The sequence below is a fragment of the Brasilonema angustatum genome, assembly GCF_059505445.1.
Map to the genome: position 1 here is coordinate 21022 of NZ_JCACKO010000051.1, position 15436 is coordinate 36457.

At 40.4% G+C, this 15436-nt stretch carries 12 protein-coding genes; 3 read left to right on the forward strand and 9 right to left on the reverse strand.

Annotation, left to right across the window (positions count from 1 at the left end; all coding sequences use genetic code 11):
- Nucleotides 1–14: 14 nt before the first annotated feature.
- Together AC5JM2_RS11540 and AC5JM2_RS11545 are read right to left on the reverse strand one after the other, a co-directional pair.
- The gene (locus AC5JM2_RS11540) at nt 15–254 is read right to left on the reverse strand and encodes a hypothetical protein (protein ID WP_495835017.1); all 240 of its coding nucleotides are present in this window, start codon (nt 252–254) and stop codon (nt 15–17) included.
- A gap of 176 nt (nt 255–430) precedes the next feature.
- A complete protein-coding gene (locus AC5JM2_RS11545) occupies nt 431–1042 on the reverse strand; it encodes a response regulator (protein WP_495835018.1) in 612 nt (203 codons plus the stop codon).
- Between the two features lie 179 nt (nt 1043–1221).
- On the opposite strand from AC5JM2_RS11545, the gene AC5JM2_RS11550 reads away from it, so the two are divergent.
- Complete coding sequence (locus AC5JM2_RS11550) at nt 1222–1452, forward strand: bromodomain-containing protein (protein ID WP_495835019.1); 231 nt, start codon at nt 1222–1224, stop codon at nt 1450–1452.
- A gap of 162 nt (nt 1453–1614) precedes the next feature.
- Here the strand turns inward: AC5JM2_RS11550 and AC5JM2_RS11555 are convergent, their stop codons facing one another.
- Nucleotides 1615–2124 carry a pentapeptide repeat-containing protein gene (locus tag AC5JM2_RS11555; RefSeq protein WP_495835020.1) on the reverse strand — a complete coding sequence of 170 codons (510 nt, stop codon included), beginning with the start codon at nt 2122–2124 and terminating at the stop codon, nt 1615–1617.
- A 618-nt stretch (nt 2125–2742) separates the two neighbouring features.
- Here AC5JM2_RS11555 and AC5JM2_RS11560 point away from each other — a divergent pair.
- A complete protein-coding gene (locus tag AC5JM2_RS11560; protein WP_495835021.1) occupies nt 2743–4125 on the forward strand; it encodes a phospholipase D-like domain-containing protein in 1383 nt (460 codons plus the stop codon).
- 57 nt (nt 4126–4182) lie between these two features.
- On the opposite strand, the gene AC5JM2_RS11565 is transcribed toward AC5JM2_RS11560, so the two are convergent.
- The 3 genes from AC5JM2_RS11565 to AC5JM2_RS11575 all read right to left on the reverse strand — a co-directional run bounded on the left by AC5JM2_RS11565 (nt 4183) and on the right by AC5JM2_RS11575 (nt 7786).
- Nucleotides 4183–6561, reverse strand: a complete 2379-nt coding sequence (locus AC5JM2_RS11565; RefSeq protein WP_495835028.1) for a tetratricopeptide repeat protein — start codon at nt 6559–6561, stop codon at nt 4183–4185.
- A gap of 48 nt (nt 6562–6609) precedes the next feature.
- Complete coding sequence (locus tag AC5JM2_RS11570) at nt 6610–7041, reverse strand: hypothetical protein (protein WP_495835022.1); 432 nt, start codon at nt 7039–7041, stop codon at nt 6610–6612.
- A gap of 85 nt (nt 7042–7126) precedes the next feature.
- The gene (locus AC5JM2_RS11575; protein WP_495835023.1) at nt 7127–7786 is read right to left on the reverse strand and encodes a restriction endonuclease subunit R; all 660 of its coding nucleotides are present in this window, start codon (nt 7784–7786) and stop codon (nt 7127–7129) included.
- A 430-nt stretch (nt 7787–8216) separates the two neighbouring features.
- Between AC5JM2_RS11575 and acs the strand changes: the two genes are divergently transcribed.
- Entirely contained in the window at nt 8217–10187 is a 1971-nt protein-coding gene (gene acs / locus AC5JM2_RS11580; protein ID WP_495835024.1) for an acetate--CoA ligase, read from the forward strand.
- 764 nt (nt 10188–10951) lie between these two features.
- Here the strand turns inward: acs and AC5JM2_RS11585 are convergent.
- From AC5JM2_RS11585 to AC5JM2_RS11595, 3 genes are all read right to left on the reverse strand, one after another.
- Nucleotides 10952–11833: a hypothetical protein gene (locus AC5JM2_RS11585; protein WP_495835025.1), complete on the reverse strand. Its 882-nt coding sequence runs from the start codon at nt 11831–11833 to the stop codon at nt 10952–10954.
- Nucleotides 11834–11956: 123 nt separating this feature from the next.
- Nucleotides 11957–13483, reverse strand: coding sequence for an ABC transporter substrate-binding protein (locus tag AC5JM2_RS11590; RefSeq protein ID WP_495835026.1), 1527 nt, complete (start codon nt 13481–13483; stop codon nt 11957–11959).
- A gap of 39 nt (nt 13484–13522) precedes the next feature.
- Nucleotides 13523–14899, reverse strand: coding sequence for a protein kinase domain-containing protein (locus AC5JM2_RS11595; protein WP_495835027.1), 1377 nt, complete (start codon nt 14897–14899; stop codon nt 13523–13525).
- Nucleotides 14900–15436: the final 537 nt, after the last annotated feature.

Consider the following 15436-nt stretch of genomic DNA (forward strand, 5'->3'; position numbering starts at 1 on the left):
ACAGAAGCCATCTACTATGCTAAACGTGCTTGAGCTAAATCACGTATTAACGTAGTTCTGGAGTAAAGGTAGGCGCTTACGGTGTTAGTTTCCTCACCGCTGAGCATTCTCAAGCTATCAAGTTCCCCCAAGAGTTGCTTAACCAAATCCGCATCATTTAATCTCAGCAAAACATTGGTGTGAGTCTGTTCAATCACAGACCATACCTGACGTAAGGTTGAGACATTAATGCCCTTGCCTTTTATATTATCCATGTTCAATACCTATTATTTTTAATAATTTCTTTATATTTTAGCATAACAATAAATTTTCCAAAACTCTTAAGCATTTATACTCATCTGTCAGGACTATGTTAGTGCAACTATACAGCCTCAGGTTTGACAGACAAAGGTTACAGCTTTAAGTGGTAGAACAAAGCCAGAAACTGCTGCTAGGCAACATTTAAACTAAATTTTGTTCCATCATTTTCTGGCTCAACTTTATTATTACCGCAACTGTTCTTGAGGGAAGCCATCTCAACAAGCTTTGAAACAAGGACAATTAACTCATCTGGATCAAATGGCTTTTTGAGGTGTGTAGAAAAACCTGCTTGCAGAGCCAGCGTACGTGCTTCATCTGAAGCTTGTCCTGTCAAAGCTATGGCAGGAATATGTTTTACGTGTTCACTGAGGTTTCTAACAGAACGAATCAGCGAATAACCGTCACAGTTTGGCATAGCAATATCGCTGATCAAAATATCTGGGTTGAACCACGTCATTACTTGAAGCCCTTCAGTAACTGATGTTGCCACAATCACTTCTGTCTTGTATTCTTCAAGAATGAACTTGATCAAATCGAGATTATCAACATCGTCATCTACTACTAGGACTTGCAAACCGTTTAGGAATTGCAGCTCATCCATGTACTTAGACACTTTTTCATCTTTCGACAAACATTGTTGCAGCTCGCTTTTCCGGTTGCAAGGGAAAAGTGAAACGAACTTAGCTTCAATTAAGTCTGTAGTTCCTAGTTTATAGTCCAGGAAACGTTGGGAACTATTCATTAAAAAAATCCTGTAAATATTAAGAAAATATTAACTTTCTACACAATACTTTACTATTTGATGTATATATCTCCTCTGTCTTTAGGATGATATTGTGTTTTTCAACTCTACCCGGCGCTAGAGTCGTTCGGTTTAGTGATCAGATTAAATGCAAATGAGCGTTGAGGGATTGGTTGCTCATGAACTTTAAGTACAAATGGAAAAATGGCTCTATGCCAAGTCGCGATCAAGCGGCACGTAGTCAATATCTCCTGGATGAGGAACAGTTTCACAACGAACAAGACCGGAACTTAGCAGAGGAACATGCTCGTAAGCATTTAGGTGTACCTACACGAATTCCAGATGATGACCGTTCCATACTGCCTCAGGCTGCTCCTAATGGAAGCGAGGATGGCATAAACCAGTTGTAATTTCCTTGTTGTTGTTTACCGTTCACACCATTGGAAGATAGGTTGTCCATTCTCTGGGCAGCCTGTAAGTTTATTATTTCAGAAAGCGCAAGGATTGGCAGTTAATCCGACACCTGAAAATCGCACTTAGCATTTGCCTTGTGTGAATTTCCATCTCCAAGTCTAGTCGTGAATAGTCCCGTCGGGCATGATTGCCCCGGTTAGGGTTGCTCCTGTTAAATTGACTTTGACCATGAGCGCTTCTTTCAGGTTAGCTCTGGTTAAATTAGCACCACTCAAATCTGTCTTTAGGAGAACAGCTCTGGTTAAATCTGCTTCAACCAAGCTAGCCCAACTCAGATTAGCTCTAGTTAAGTTTACGTCTTGAAGATTAGTTTGATATAAGATTCCCCTACTAAGATTGGCTCTACTCAAGTCGGCTCTTATTAACACAGCCATTGATAGTAGTGCTGCAATCAGGTTTGCCGCGTTAAGATTGGCTTCTGTGAAGTCAGCACAGGTTAAGTCTGTTCGATACAGAATTGCCCAACTCAAATCAGCACCTGTAAGATTGCATTCCCTTAAATTTGCTTGAGTTAAACAAACCTCACTTAGATTTGCTCCTTTAAGAAAAACCTGACTAAAATCCCTCTGCCCTGCGATATAACGTTTTACCAATTCAAAAGTGTTCATGTCTCCTACAATTAGCTCAAAAATTCTCGGATGACTTGCTCTTACCAGTCAGGCAAAAAACTTGATTTTTTACCCTTCTAACCGATTCAACAGATTAAGTTATGACATTTGGGGCGATTAATACCAAGCTGATGGCAGAACTTTTTTAGCGGCAAATAGTGGATGATAGTTGCTTTTCCCTCGACAAAGTTAAACTCGGCTCGACGTACAGAGCCTCTGCTTGTGACAACGACAGGCGCAAACATAAGGTTTTTTTATTTTTGACTTTTCTTTACTTTTTTCATTCCATATTAAATGAGTATATATGCTCAGGTAACCTAACTAAAGTCTGATTAGAGTATTTTTACTCAAAAAGGTCAAGATGAAGTTGGGAGCAAGGGAGATGCGAATACACGTGGGGCTTGCAACCACAAGCCCTTATTGCGATACGAATTTATGAAAAGCAGTACTTAGTTTACTTCACATATCGTGCAATTACTGAAAAGTTTTGTCATAAAAACAAATTAACTTCCGTAAGAGCCGTATTGTTATGGCTTTTTTTTAAAAGAATACTGGTAAAAGATATAACTCAGTCTTCAAACTGAGTAAAAACGACGCGCTACACTTCCTTATTATTTAATGAAACTTCTATTAGATTTGATCACTTCTGATAAACAGCATTTTAAAGTTGTTAGAAGGACAATTTTTCTTTTACCAATCTTTATTATTGGCGGGATTGTTTTAGTTAACGTCCTCAAATTTTCACCAAAAACAAAACTTGTTGAACCTTTACCTCAAGACTCTGCTGTTAAAGTCTATTTCAATCAAAATTTAGCGTCTTCCTATGAAGATCCATACCGTCACTTTATCCGTAAGGGAGACAATTTAGAACAGCAAATTATCGACGCTATAAACCAAGCAAACTCAACTGTGGATTTAGCAGTCATGGAGTTTAGGCTTCCCAAAGTTGCTGAAGCGCTAACAGTTGCTCGCAAACGCGGAGTGAAAGTGAGAGTATTAATAGATAATAAGTACAATAAAACTTTAGATAAATATACACAAGCAGAAATTCCCCGGATGAATCGGCATGATAAGCAAGCGTATGAAGAATTAAAACGTTATCCAGCCGATGCTTTAGCTATGTTGCACTCATCTGGAATTGAAATCAAAGATGATAAATCTAACAATGCCAAAAAAGGCAGTGGACTTATGCATCATAAATTTGTGATTGTAGATGGAAAGACAACTATCATCTCTAGCGCTAACCTGACAACATCTGATATGCATGGAGATTTTGGAAATCTTGACAGCCGTGGTAATCCCAACAATATGGTTGTTGTTCCTAATAACCCTCAACTTGCCAAAACTTTTACTGATGAATTTAATTATATGTGGCAGGGAGTATTCAAATCTTATAAGCCACAAAGATCTCCTGTAACAATTCCAGTTGGAGTAGGAACTATCACCGTCAATTTTTCGCCAGCTAGAAGCAAAAAAGATGATATAACAAGAACTAGTAATGGAATGATTGCCTCTTATTTAGAGCAAGCTAAAAAGAGTGTACATATTGCGGTGTTTGTTTTTTCGGATCAAAAGATTAGTGACACTCTTGGTAGTGTGCATGATCAAGGTGTTGAAGACATAAAAGTTCTAATAGATCCGGATTTTTTTAGAGAAAGTTACTCCAAAGCATACGATGCAATGGGTGTTTGTCCTCGTGTAGGTAAGAAACGTAGCTTCATAACAGTGAAACCTTGGAAGCATCCAATTACTACTGTGGGTTTTCCTACAGGCTTAATGGGCGATCGCGCAGTTCATAGTAAAATGGCAATCTTAGATGACACATTGGTGATTACTGGTAGCCATAACTGGTCTAATGCCGGGAACTATTTGAATGATGAAACTTTAATAGCTATACAAAATCCCATCGTAGCGGCGCATTACGAGCAAGAGTTTAGTCGGCTGTATGGAACGGCAAAGGTGGGGTTGAAAACTCTCTCATCAGCGCAAAAGTGTCAGTAACTAGGGGTGTAAGGGTGTAGCGGAAATGACATTTTTGACAGCAACTTGCTCTTAGATTTATCGCCAAAACTTTAGAAGTTTGCCCCACCAAGAATTACTAGCATTCACTTTAGCCCGGAGATTTTCTAAATTTTCACTGACACTAACTGTCTTTGAATGGTTCTGCCCAAAAACCTGCTCATAAATCTCTAAAGCTTCCTCATACAAAGGTTCTGCTTCCACGTAACGCCCTTGAGAACAGTAGAGTTCTGCCAGGTTATTGAGACTTTCAGCAACATTGGGATGATTTTCTCCCAGTAGGCGTTTATCAAGTTCCAATGCTTTTATACAAAAAGGTTCAGCTTGGCTATAACGCCCCTGTTGTCTGTAGAGCTTACCTAAAGCGTAGATGTTATCTGCTACAAGCGGATGATCTTTTGGTAATAAACGCTGCCGTAGTTTCAAGGTTTGCACAAACAACGTTTCTGCTTCGCTGTATCGCCCTTGAGCGCGGTATATCAATGCTAAATTGTGAAGGTCTGTAGCAAAATCAGGATTCTCTTCTCCTAAAAATAGTTTATCTATTTCTATTGCTTGTAGGGATAACGGTTCAGCTTCAGTGTAGCGCCCTTGATAGTAGTAGAGTAATCCCAGATTGTTCAAGATGAAAGCGACATTTGGATGGTTTTCTCCCAACAAACGTTTGCTTAGTGCCAAAGCTTCCAAATAAAGTGGTTCGGCTTCCGCGTAACGTCCTTGAACTTGGTAGAGTAATGCCAGGTTGTTCAAGATTAGAGCAATTTTTGGATGGTTTTCTCCCAGCAGACGCTTACAGAGTTCCAAGGCTTGCAGACAAAGTGGTTCGGCTTCCGCGTAACGTCCTTGAGAACGGTAGAAATCTGTCAGATCATTAAGACTTTCAGTGATATCTAAATGTTCTTCTCCAAGTAGGCGTTTTTGTAGTGCTAAAGCTTGTACAAACAGCGGTTCAGCTTCACTGTAACGTCCTTGTAACTTATAGAGATACGCGAGCTTCCCTAGACTAATAGCGACATCAGGATGTTCTTCTCTGAGCAGGCGCTTGTAGAGTGCCAAAGCTTGCACAAAAAGTGGTTCGGCTTCGCTGTAGCGTCCTTGATACACGTAAAGTAATGCCAGCTTATTCAAGCTAGTGGCGACATCGAAATGTTCCTCTCCCAAGCGTGCCTGCACTACTTTTAAACACTGCTCACACCAAGGTTCTGCTAGCGCATACAAACCCTGTCCTTGATAAAATGCGCCTAAACCTCTAAAAACCCAAATTAAATCTTCATCCCCTACCGCATCAATCAGATTTTGTGCCACTTCTGTCAGATGAGGGATAGCATTTTGCACTGACTCAATAAATTCACGGGTAACAGAACCGGGTATTTCTTGGGCAATTGATATAAGGGTAGAGGCAAAAGCTTGTTTGAGTTCGTCGGGTTGTTGTGAGGTTTCTCGCTTGGCTTGCAAAAACTGCCGAATTAAGGGGTGAATTTTGTAGCAGCCTTCTTCTTCTTCCACCCGTTGAATCAAGTGGCGTTTGTAAAGTTGCTTTTTCACTTCGTTAACATCAGCCTTTGCCCAACTCAGCAACTCAGCAGCAGATTCTACCAGTTTCCAAGGAATCACATCTTGGGCAAACAAGCTTAACAACTCACCCACACGCTGTGTCATTGAGTCAAGTTCTCGCCAGCTTAATTCAAATGCGGCTTTTACTCCGCGTGTTGTGGGGTTGATCGCTTTATCTTCCAGTTGCTGCATTTGCAGCCGCTGTAACATCTCGGCTAAAGACAAATCTGGATCTTCTCGTAAATATCGCCCCACCAGTTGCAAACCTAAAGGGAGATATCCCAACCATTCACATAATGAAGACGCAAAATTTTGCGTCTCCACATTACGAGATACCCGCTTTTCACCCACCAAATCAGTCAATAATTGCAAAGCCTTATCTGGTAACAGCACATCCAGAGGTAATTCCTGAATATCGGCGTCGAGGTTTCGCAGTCGCGTTGTGATTAAAACGCGGAAGCGGTTATCTGTTGGTAGTAGCTGTTGACAATTCTTCCAATCTTTTAAATCGGTGATGTCATCCAAGACAACCAACACCAATCCTTCTGCAGGTTGCCAGTTTTGCCAGCACCATTCTACCTGTTCTAGGAGACTTCGCTGCCGTACTTCCGGATTCATGTAGAATTGGGCAAACTGTACAATCTTCGCCGCTAGATTCGCTTCTTTGGCATTTAACCAGCAAATTCCACCAGAGTAATGTGCTTCATGCTGGTGTGCATATTGTGTCGCCAGTTCAGTTTTACCCACACCCCCCATACCAGCAATCGCAGAAATTGCCACAGTACCAGGTTTCTGCAATTTTTCATGCAGTGCAGCAAGTTCCTGTTGTCGTCCGACAAAGTTGGCGACGCCTCGGTAAGGAATAGATTTAGGGGGATTTAACTTTGTCCGTTCCCGTTCGGACGACTGTAGTCAAGTAGGGGGAGTATTGTAATGGATAGTAATTGGGCTATTATCTACGCCTTGAAAGATAGGCGCTTTACTATCATTATTTTGATAAGCTTCGCCACCATAGACATTTTGAACATTTTGCCCTGAAATCTTACCAATGTTGATTTCTTGATGGATTTCTCTGGCAAGAGTTTGCACATCTTGAGCAAATCGCTCATCTTTATCCATTTCTACCCGCAAATAAGCGGTTACCGTATCTAAATCAGCTTTGGAACCTTTTTCAGCAGCAGCAAGCGCAGTTTCTGCTTTGATGTTTCCTCTTAACTTGTCCCAAATCTTTTTCCGCAGCTTATCCATCTTGACGAGTGCTGCTTCGGTGAATTTTTCAATAGTCTTTTCAAAGGCTTTTGTAAAAGCGAGAGTTGCGATCGCACCTGCGGTTAATGGTTCCATAAGCTTTTTTGTCAAGTGGCATCATACTAATAACTTCCAGCTTAACAGCTTGAATTCCAGAAAGATTTATTGACTAGTTTGCTTTTCAGGCTGGCGCTTTCACCTGAAAATTCTCTAACTGGCAAATTGCTTTCATAACCTGCAACAACCGAATTGAAGCCTCAGACTCATTCAGGCTGAGTGAGGGCATTAACTGATAACTTGGGGGAGTTCCCTGTTTTAAATGTACGAACTGATAACGCAGTCCGTTTGTCGCCAGTCCCCAAACTGATGTTTGCTGCTCTAAACTCTTAAAAGCATAACTCAGTAATTGCGGTAAACCCTCAAATACCTCAACTAAACTATTTTTCGTCTCAATCACTAAAATCCAAAAAGGTGGCACGGTAGTTGCTTGAGCGTTGTTGACTGCTAAAATATCCATCCGTCCTCTAATGCTTATATCTTCATCTTCGATGGCGATCGCTATTACATCTTCCATCGTCAGGCGAATTGGAGTATCGTAGAATCCTGCCAATCGCATCAAAGGTGCTAGCGTCAAAAATTTAACTAATCCTTCTGAAATTTTACCTGCGTTAAAGTAACGTTCAAAGTCGCTCCTAATTCGCGATAAATCTTGCTGTTCAAAATCCGTGAGAGGTTCTAAAGTTAAAAAGTCTGTAAATAAACCATTTGACTGCTTTTGCAATTTCAGCAGGCGATGAACGTCATTGAGAGATAAGCTGCTGGGTTCTACAGTAATTGGCATGGCGCAAGCAAGTATTGTGAGTACTACCTATCATCTTGCAATATGAAAATTAGAAATAGGTTCTCAACGGCTACTTCTTGTGGCTATGTATAAAGGGGACTTATACCAATTCAAAATTCAAAATTCAATCTGGAAGAAAGCCGAGACGAAACTTGGGTTTGGGAATGTGTATCTGTCGCATTCTTTTTTCAAATTGGTATTACGCACTGAAAACCCAAAATCTGGGATCCCCCCTAGCCCCCCTTAAAAAGGGGGGAATCTTAAAAGCCCCCTTTTTAAGGGGGTTGGGGGATCTCTTCTGCCTAAGTCTTAATAAAGTTATTTTGCAATTGCCCCATATCTTAACGAAAATCAAAACACTTTCTCGTAAATCTGCGTACACAATAGTTTTCAGTAGTATTCAGTCACATCACCAATTACAAAAACAATCATGTCCCAAGTAACGATAGAATCAATCCTTCAAGAAAAGCGTCTATTCCATCCCAGCCCTGAATTCTCCCAAAACGCTCATATCAAAAGCTTGGAAGAATACCAGCGCCTTTACGACAAAGCGAAAGCTGATCCGCAAAAATTCTGGGCGGAGTTAGCAGAACAAGAGTTGCACTGGTTCCAAAAGTGGGACACAATTCTAGACTGGCAACCGCCGTTTGCTAAGTGGTTTGTCAATGGCAAGATTAATATTTCTTACAACTGTCTTGACAGACATATCACCACATGGCGTAAAAATAAAGCTGCGATTATTTGGGAAGGAGAACCAGGCGACTCGCGCACCATCACCTACGCCCAATTGCACCGGGAAGTTTGTCAGTTTGCGAATGTACTGAAGCAACTAGGTGTGAAAAAAGGAGATCGGGTTGGCATTTATATGCCGATGATTCCGGAAGCGGCGATCGCCATGTTAGCCTGTGCCAGAATCGGTGCACCTCACAGTGTTGTTTTTGGTGGTTTTAGTGCAGAAGCTTTGCGCGACAGACTTATAGATGCTCAAGCAAAACTCGTCGTTACTGCTGATGGTGGTTGGCGTAAGGATGCGATCGTTCCTCTCAAGGAACAAGTAGACAAAGCCTTGGCTGATAACGCTGTTCCCAGTGTCGAAAACGTTGTGGTAGTGCAGCGTACCCGTCAAGAAACTCACATGCAACCAGGACGTGATCAATGGTGGCATGATTTGCAAAAGAATGTTTCCGCAGATTGTCCCGCCGAACCAATGGACAGTGAAGATATGCTGTTCATTCTCTACACTTCCGGCAGCACTGGCAAACCGAAAGGTGTTGTACACACAACGGCTGGTTATAACTTATACGCTCACATGACAACCAAATGGATTTTTGACCTACAAGACACAGATGTATATTGGTGTACTGCTGACGTAGGTTGGATTACGGGACATAGCTACATTGTTTATGGTCCTCTTTCCAATGGTGCAACAACGGTGATGTACGAAGGTGCGGCTCGCGCTTCTAACCCTGGCTGTACCTGGGACATTATTGAGAAATACGGCGTAAATATTTTTTATACCGCACCAACTGCGATTCGTGCCTTTATCAAGATGGGCGAACATCTGCCAAAAGCGCGAAATCTGTCTTCTTTACGTTTGCTAGGAACCGTGGGCGAACCAATTAACCCAGAAGCTTGGATGTGGTATCACAAAGTAATTGGTGGTGAACGCTGTCCGATTGTTGATACTTGGTGGCAAACGGAAACTGGCGGTATCATGATTACACCGTTACCGGGGGCAATTTCCACTAAACCTGGTTCCGCAACTCGTCCTTTCCCTGGAATCCTAGCCGATGTGGCGGATTTAGAAGGTAATTCTGTAGGTGACAATGAAGGCGGTTATTTGATAGTGCGCCATCCTTGGCCTGGTATGATGCGAACAGTATACGGTGATCCTGAGCGCTTCCGTCGTACCTACTGGGAACACATCCCCCCGAAAGATGGGCAATATGTCTACTTTGCTGGAGATGGGGCAAGACGCGATCAAGACGGTTATTTTTGGGTTATGGGGCGTGTTGATGATGTTATTAATATATCAGGTCACCGTCTTGGTACAATGGAAGTGGAATCAGCCCTTGTGTCTCATCCAGCAGTAGCTGAAGCCGCTGTGGTCGGTAAGCCAGATGACCTAAAAGGAGAAGACATAGTAGCTTTTGTGACTTTAGAAGGCGATCGCAATCCTAGTGAAGAACTGAGTAAAGAACTCAAGCAACACGTTGTCAAAGAAATTGGGGCGATCGCCCGCCCTGGAGAAATTCGCTTTACCGATGCTTTGCCCAAAACTCGTTCTGGTAAGATTATGCGGCGCTTGTTGCGGAATCTGGCTGCTGGGCAAGAAGTTTCGGGTGATACGTCTACTTTAGAAGATCGGGGGGTTTTGGATAAACTGCGCCAAGGTGCTTAAGCAGTAGTTTTCTTGCAAAAGTCTGATTTCAGGATATTTGGAACTGCAGATGCACACAGACAAAAAGACGTAATTCATCTGTGTGCATTTGTCTACCTCTTACAAAAATAGATTCGTGGTATTACAAAGGGTTTTAAAAATCTCTTTTTTATCCTAATCAGATGTAGGTGAAGTACCCACCACCAAAACGGAGTACCGTTTATGGTTGGGGCTTCCCGTTTCATCCGTCGTTGCCACGTTGGGTAGTCCTATTGCTAGGAGTTCGGAACTAAATCCGATAATGGTCTTACACGGCGTCCGGAGGTTTGGAACTCGTCCCTTACTCCCATACATTTGTATGTATCCGGGCAGCAACCCGCCTTCCGCAGGTTGTTTGATTTTTGAACGTACAACATGGCTTGGATTGTTTTTTTAGCAGGACGTAACCTTACTAACCAGCGGTCATGTTCTTTTTCAGGGTAGATGTTGCTGCGGTAAGCATCTTACTGCTACTTCGTATTAACCTGTCTGTTCCATACTGCCTGACGGTCATCGACCAATATTATCATACAACATGCTGTACACCCATTCCGGCGGCAGCTTTTGGGGGGAATCTTCCCCCCAAAACGTGCCTTGGAAGATTGGCAACTGCGCATACATCTTTTCTTTCTTTTGCCTTTGGCAAAAATAAAGCCAAGATGCAATTGTCGCTGCCCGCCTTATATCCCCACGCTAAGCGCTGCACTTAGCTTGTCGAAGTGTGGAGTACCACTATAGCGGGGGACTTACGGCGAAGAAGTTAAATATTTATTCTTACAATACTCTTTTGTAGCTGTTACAGAAACAACTTCTACTGTTATGGGGCTGGTAACAGTTGCATTAATGATAAACTCGCTTGCCCCAACATGAGGTTTTTGAGGATTTCCCCAATCATATGTGTAACCCAAACCTGTCCAAGGATAATGTTCTTCACCTTCAAAGGAATTTTTGTATATTTTTTGCAACACAGGATTATGAATAGGAGGTACAGCAAAAACTTGACAACTAGAATTATTAATTTTTGAATTAAGACATGGTCTACTTAAATCTTCAGCTTTCACCCACATTTCTACAAAATGCGTCTTATTGGAGTTTCTATTCAAAATTAAACCCAAATATTGCTGCAATCTTAGCGAAAGCATAATATCACCAGAAATATTCATACCTAAACCTTTACAGGTATGACAAAAATCTTTGACTTGAGTAGAAGCTGTTAACCAAGTCTGGTTTTCTATTTGTTTCAAACCAGGCTTCCAATCCTCGTTTGGGTTTTTTATATATTTCCAACTCACCATTAAAAATTCTGTTTTACCGTTCTTTATCCTCATCTTGATTTTAGAATTGCTAATTGACAATCTCCAAAGATTGTTTACAACTTTATCCTGGGTTGGTCTTTTTGCATCCTGAATAGCTTCATCTAGCTTCTTTTTAAGAGTCTTATAACTTTCCAGTTTATTCTTTTCAAGATACTCATTGACATTTGGATTTATTTCTGATTGTGCTAAAAATTGATTTTTCAAGATTAATTGACTCTGCTGAGAATTTCCTGTAGCTAATAAACTAGAATATCCAACTGCCAAACAAGCTCCTGTTAAGGATAACAAGAATTGATTATTCCACTTTTTCATTGCATCCACTCTGTTAATTTATATTAAGAAAGTAGATGCCAATTCCCCTTTCACTAAATCAAAATTTCAAATCTAAAATAGAGTCTTGATGTATTTTAGCTTATGTAGTCAATACACCCCTAATTAATCATCTTTGTGATTTTTTGGCTGATGCTCTATAAGCTTAAAATGATACTGTTTATTAGATGAATCAGGCGGACTAACTTGAACCAATTTCACTTTTTGTTGAGGACTACTGCTGTCTAAACAGTCAAATCGAAGAGAGTCGCCAGAAGTTCCTTTTGCTTGAAAGCCTTCTTTGCATATTTCTTCTGGAAGCGCTTCTGAAGCCGGATTACGTTTAAGCGCTTCTATAAAAACCTGTGCTGCATCATAGGATGTTGCTGTTTTCCAAGCAGAGTCTATTTTGTCTTTCCAAAGTTCTTTAGCTTGCCGAGAAAACTGGTCTTCACTATTAAGATATAAAGGAACTGCTAACACCATACCTTGTGTATCTTTACCACGATTCAAGGTATTACTTCCGTATAAATTACTAATATCTCCTAACACTTTTATGCCTTGAGATTCACTTGTATTTTTAGGTATTGCTGAAATAACATCCAATGCATGAGTTACTGTTTTAGAACTTGGTAGTAACAAAAAAGCTTGTGTTCCTTTCTCAATAGCTTGTTTATATTTTTCTTTAGCAGGGTAATTGCTACCACCTTTTGATAAATCATCTTTATAAACAATTTTGCCTTTGTAGGAATTAACTAATATTTTTGTAAACTCTTCTCTCAACTCTCGGTTATACTGGGAATCTTTTTCGTTATCGTAAAAAACTGCTACCTTATGTACATCAAAAGTATCATGCATATACCTGACTAGATTTTGCGCTGCGATTTGAGTATCAATATTTGTGCGAAATACGTAGCGCTTACCATTATTAAGAGCGTTGTCTGGGTTATTTAAGTTATTGGATGTGCTGACTGGGGTAATGAATACAAGCTTACCATTGGCATATATTGGAGCAACTGCTAGGCTGACTTCACTCGAAGCATGCCCCATTACACCTATTACTTTCTTATCTTGAACCAATTTTTCGGCAATTTTTTTGGCGATTTCTGGATTATCATCGTCATCAATAACCTGTAACTTTATTCGCTTACCACGAATGCCCCCTTTTTGATTAATTTCATATTGTGCTTGAGCAAATCCACGTAACATTTCCAAGGCTTCAATTGGATCATATTTTTCTTTTGCTTGTATTGGTACTGGAACAGCAATTGTGTAAGCTTCCGCGTTACCAATTTCAGCGTTACTCAAGTAAATCCTAGTTAGAGGTGCATTTGGTGCTATTGCCAGTGCGTTTTTAAAATTTTCAACAGCTTTTTGATACTGCTTTTGAGCCATTCCTTCCATTCCCTGCTTTTTGGCTTCTTGGAAAGCAGGAATGTTCAAAGTTAGCTCTCTATCTACTAAATTCTTTTCTCCAAAACTCATCTGCTCATCTAAAGAATCGGAAAAAGAGTTTGAAGTTCCATTAACATTTACTGTCTTCTCTTCATTGGGTTGAATAAAATTTTTTAATGCCCACACAACAACTCCTAAAATACCTAAAGCAATAATGACTGCAACAAAGCGGCGCAGAGAATCTTTTCTTTCCAACATGAATACACACTCTATAAAAAACGATAAGGCTTGAAATCTTTATACTATGCGGGCAAGTAGCTGGTAAATGAGTTGAGATAAACCTAATAAAGTGATAGCAAAAATACCAGACAATATAGCAAATAATATGACGTATATAGGATTATTTTGCAAGACTAAATTCAGAAAAGGAATTTCTAATCGAGCAGGCAAGTCCGATAGTAATAAAAGCACAACAACGAGTGTACTTCCAGTAAGAATGGATAAATGATGTCTAGTTAGAATTCGGCGATGTTGAGCATAGATAAAGCTAGCCAAAGTTATACTTACTAATGCCCCATTAATTGATGTTGGGAGTTTATTAAAAGCTATTGCAAGTAGTGCAATTTCAAACCCAATCAAAAAGGGTTCTACCAACCACTCCAAATTGTTTATAAATGTTGAAGTCAAATTCGAGGTTGGCTGCAAAGCATGAAGAACTTCCGTTGCTGATTGATACCGCTCTTTTGGCTTATCTTTGAGCATTCGCTCTAAAACATTGGCAAGGCGATCGCTAACTTTAACTTTGGGTGAGCGCCAGAACCAAGCTTTCGTGTTAGGGTCAATAAAATGTTTGATCTGCTTTTTACCAGTTAGCAAACACACACAGGTAGCTGCTAGAGCATATAAATCTGTTGAAGGATACACAGCAAGACAAGCCGTCTGTTCTGATGGCGCGAAGCCTGGTGTATAAATACCTGTTAACATGCCAGAATGTATACCGTTCGAGTTTGCTCCTTGCTGTTCAGGAGTTGCTTTGACTACCTGCTTAACTGCACCGAAATCTATAAGATATAACGATCCATTACGAGCACGCATAATGTTAGAAGGCTTAATATCGCGGTGGATAGAGTGATGAGTATGGACAAACTCTAAAACCGGGAGGATTTTTTGTAAAACTTCTAAAACTTCTGCTTCTGAAAACATACCCTTGCGGTTGAGTTCCTGCTCTAGATCCTCACCATCGATATATTGCTGCACTAAGTAAAACAACTCCTGATTTTTTTGCCCTTCCCAATTTGGAACTCGTAAATTAATAAACGCAAAAAGCTCGGGAATTTGCGGATGTGTGCCTAATGTTTCTAAAACTTCTGCCTCACGATGAAATAGCTGTGTCGTCTTTTGTATCTGTTCTTCATTAAGGCTAGGAGATGGTTGCAACTGTTTTACGACGCATTTTCGCATGGCTGGGGTTCGGCGATCGTATGCCAGAAATGCCGCTCCAAACCCACCCTTTCTTAACTCCTTCAAGGGCACATACCGACCATCTAAAAATAGTGGCATTCCGCAAGTTATGCAATATTTTTGTCGAACGTTTTTCAGATCTAGAGGTTCATTTAAATCGGGAAAAGAATTGATCGATTTTGAACAGTGTGGACGAGTACAGTAAATTTCCATAGCATTTTTCCTTCATTTTTCTTTATTGCTATGACTATACAGATTATATGAACAGCAAAAGTATTTACAATGACTCTGCTTAGTTTTTAAAACATAAGTTTTTTTCTAAAAAGATATTTCTACTAAACATTTGTAAGTGTATGTTGATATCATGAAATCATAACTTTTCAGTGGTAGTTGCGTGTTCATGCCTGTATAATATATCCTTTCTAGTTACCTTGCTAGACCAGAGGTACTAAAATTAACGCTACAAACGCAAATAATTAAAATTCTTTAACAATAATTAGTAAGCCCACCTACCTCCGTGTATGTATTGGAGAATAAGTGGGTCATTGAAAAAGAATCTAGGAGTCAGAATCCAAGAGCGGAGCGCTGGATAGCTCCGCCTCCAGTCAGAATCACTTACGACTCTTGGATTCAAACCCCAACGAGATAGATTCAGAATTCTGTAGAGTGCAAGGGCGTTAGCCCATTCAGAATTCTGACCGAAACAATTTTAGATTTTAAATTTTAGATTTTAAATTGGGGAGCCAATAC

Excerpts from the sequence above, each read along its gene's own strand:
- acs (WP_495835024.1), top strand. The coding sequence starts at position 8,217 with ATGTCCCAAGTAACGATAGAATCAATCCTTCAAGAAAAGCGTCTATTC.
- AC5JM2_RS11570 (WP_495835022.1), bottom strand. The coding sequence starts at position 7,041 with ATGGAACCATTAACCGCAGGTGCGATCGCAACTCTCGCTTTTACAAAA.
- AC5JM2_RS11590 (WP_495835026.1), bottom strand. The coding sequence starts at position 13,483 with ATGTTGGAAAGAAAAGATTCTCTGCGCCGCTTTGTTGCAGTCATTATT.
- AC5JM2_RS11540 (WP_495835017.1), bottom strand. The coding sequence starts at position 254 with ATGGATAATATAAAAGGCAAGGGCATTAATGTCTCAACCTTACGTCAG.
- AC5JM2_RS11550 (WP_495835019.1), top strand. The coding sequence starts at position 1,222 with ATGAACTTTAAGTACAAATGGAAAAATGGCTCTATGCCAAGTCGCGAT.
- AC5JM2_RS11560 (WP_495835021.1), top strand. The coding sequence starts at position 2,743 with ATGAAACTTCTATTAGATTTGATCACTTCTGATAAACAGCATTTTAAA.
- AC5JM2_RS11545 (WP_495835018.1), bottom strand. The coding sequence starts at position 1,042 with ATGAATAGTTCCCAACGTTTCCTGGACTATAAACTAGGAACTACAGAC.
- AC5JM2_RS11595 (WP_495835027.1), bottom strand. The coding sequence starts at position 14,899 with ATGGAAATTTACTGTACTCGTCCACACTGTTCAAAATCGATCAATTCT.
- AC5JM2_RS11585 (WP_495835025.1), bottom strand. The coding sequence starts at position 11,833 with ATGAAAAAGTGGAATAATCAATTCTTGTTATCCTTAACAGGAGCTTGT.
- AC5JM2_RS11555 (WP_495835020.1), bottom strand. The coding sequence starts at position 2,124 with ATGAACACTTTTGAATTGGTAAAACGTTATATCGCAGGGCAGAGGGAT.
- AC5JM2_RS11575 (WP_495835023.1), bottom strand. The coding sequence starts at position 7,786 with ATGCCAATTACTGTAGAACCCAGCAGCTTATCTCTCAATGACGTTCAT.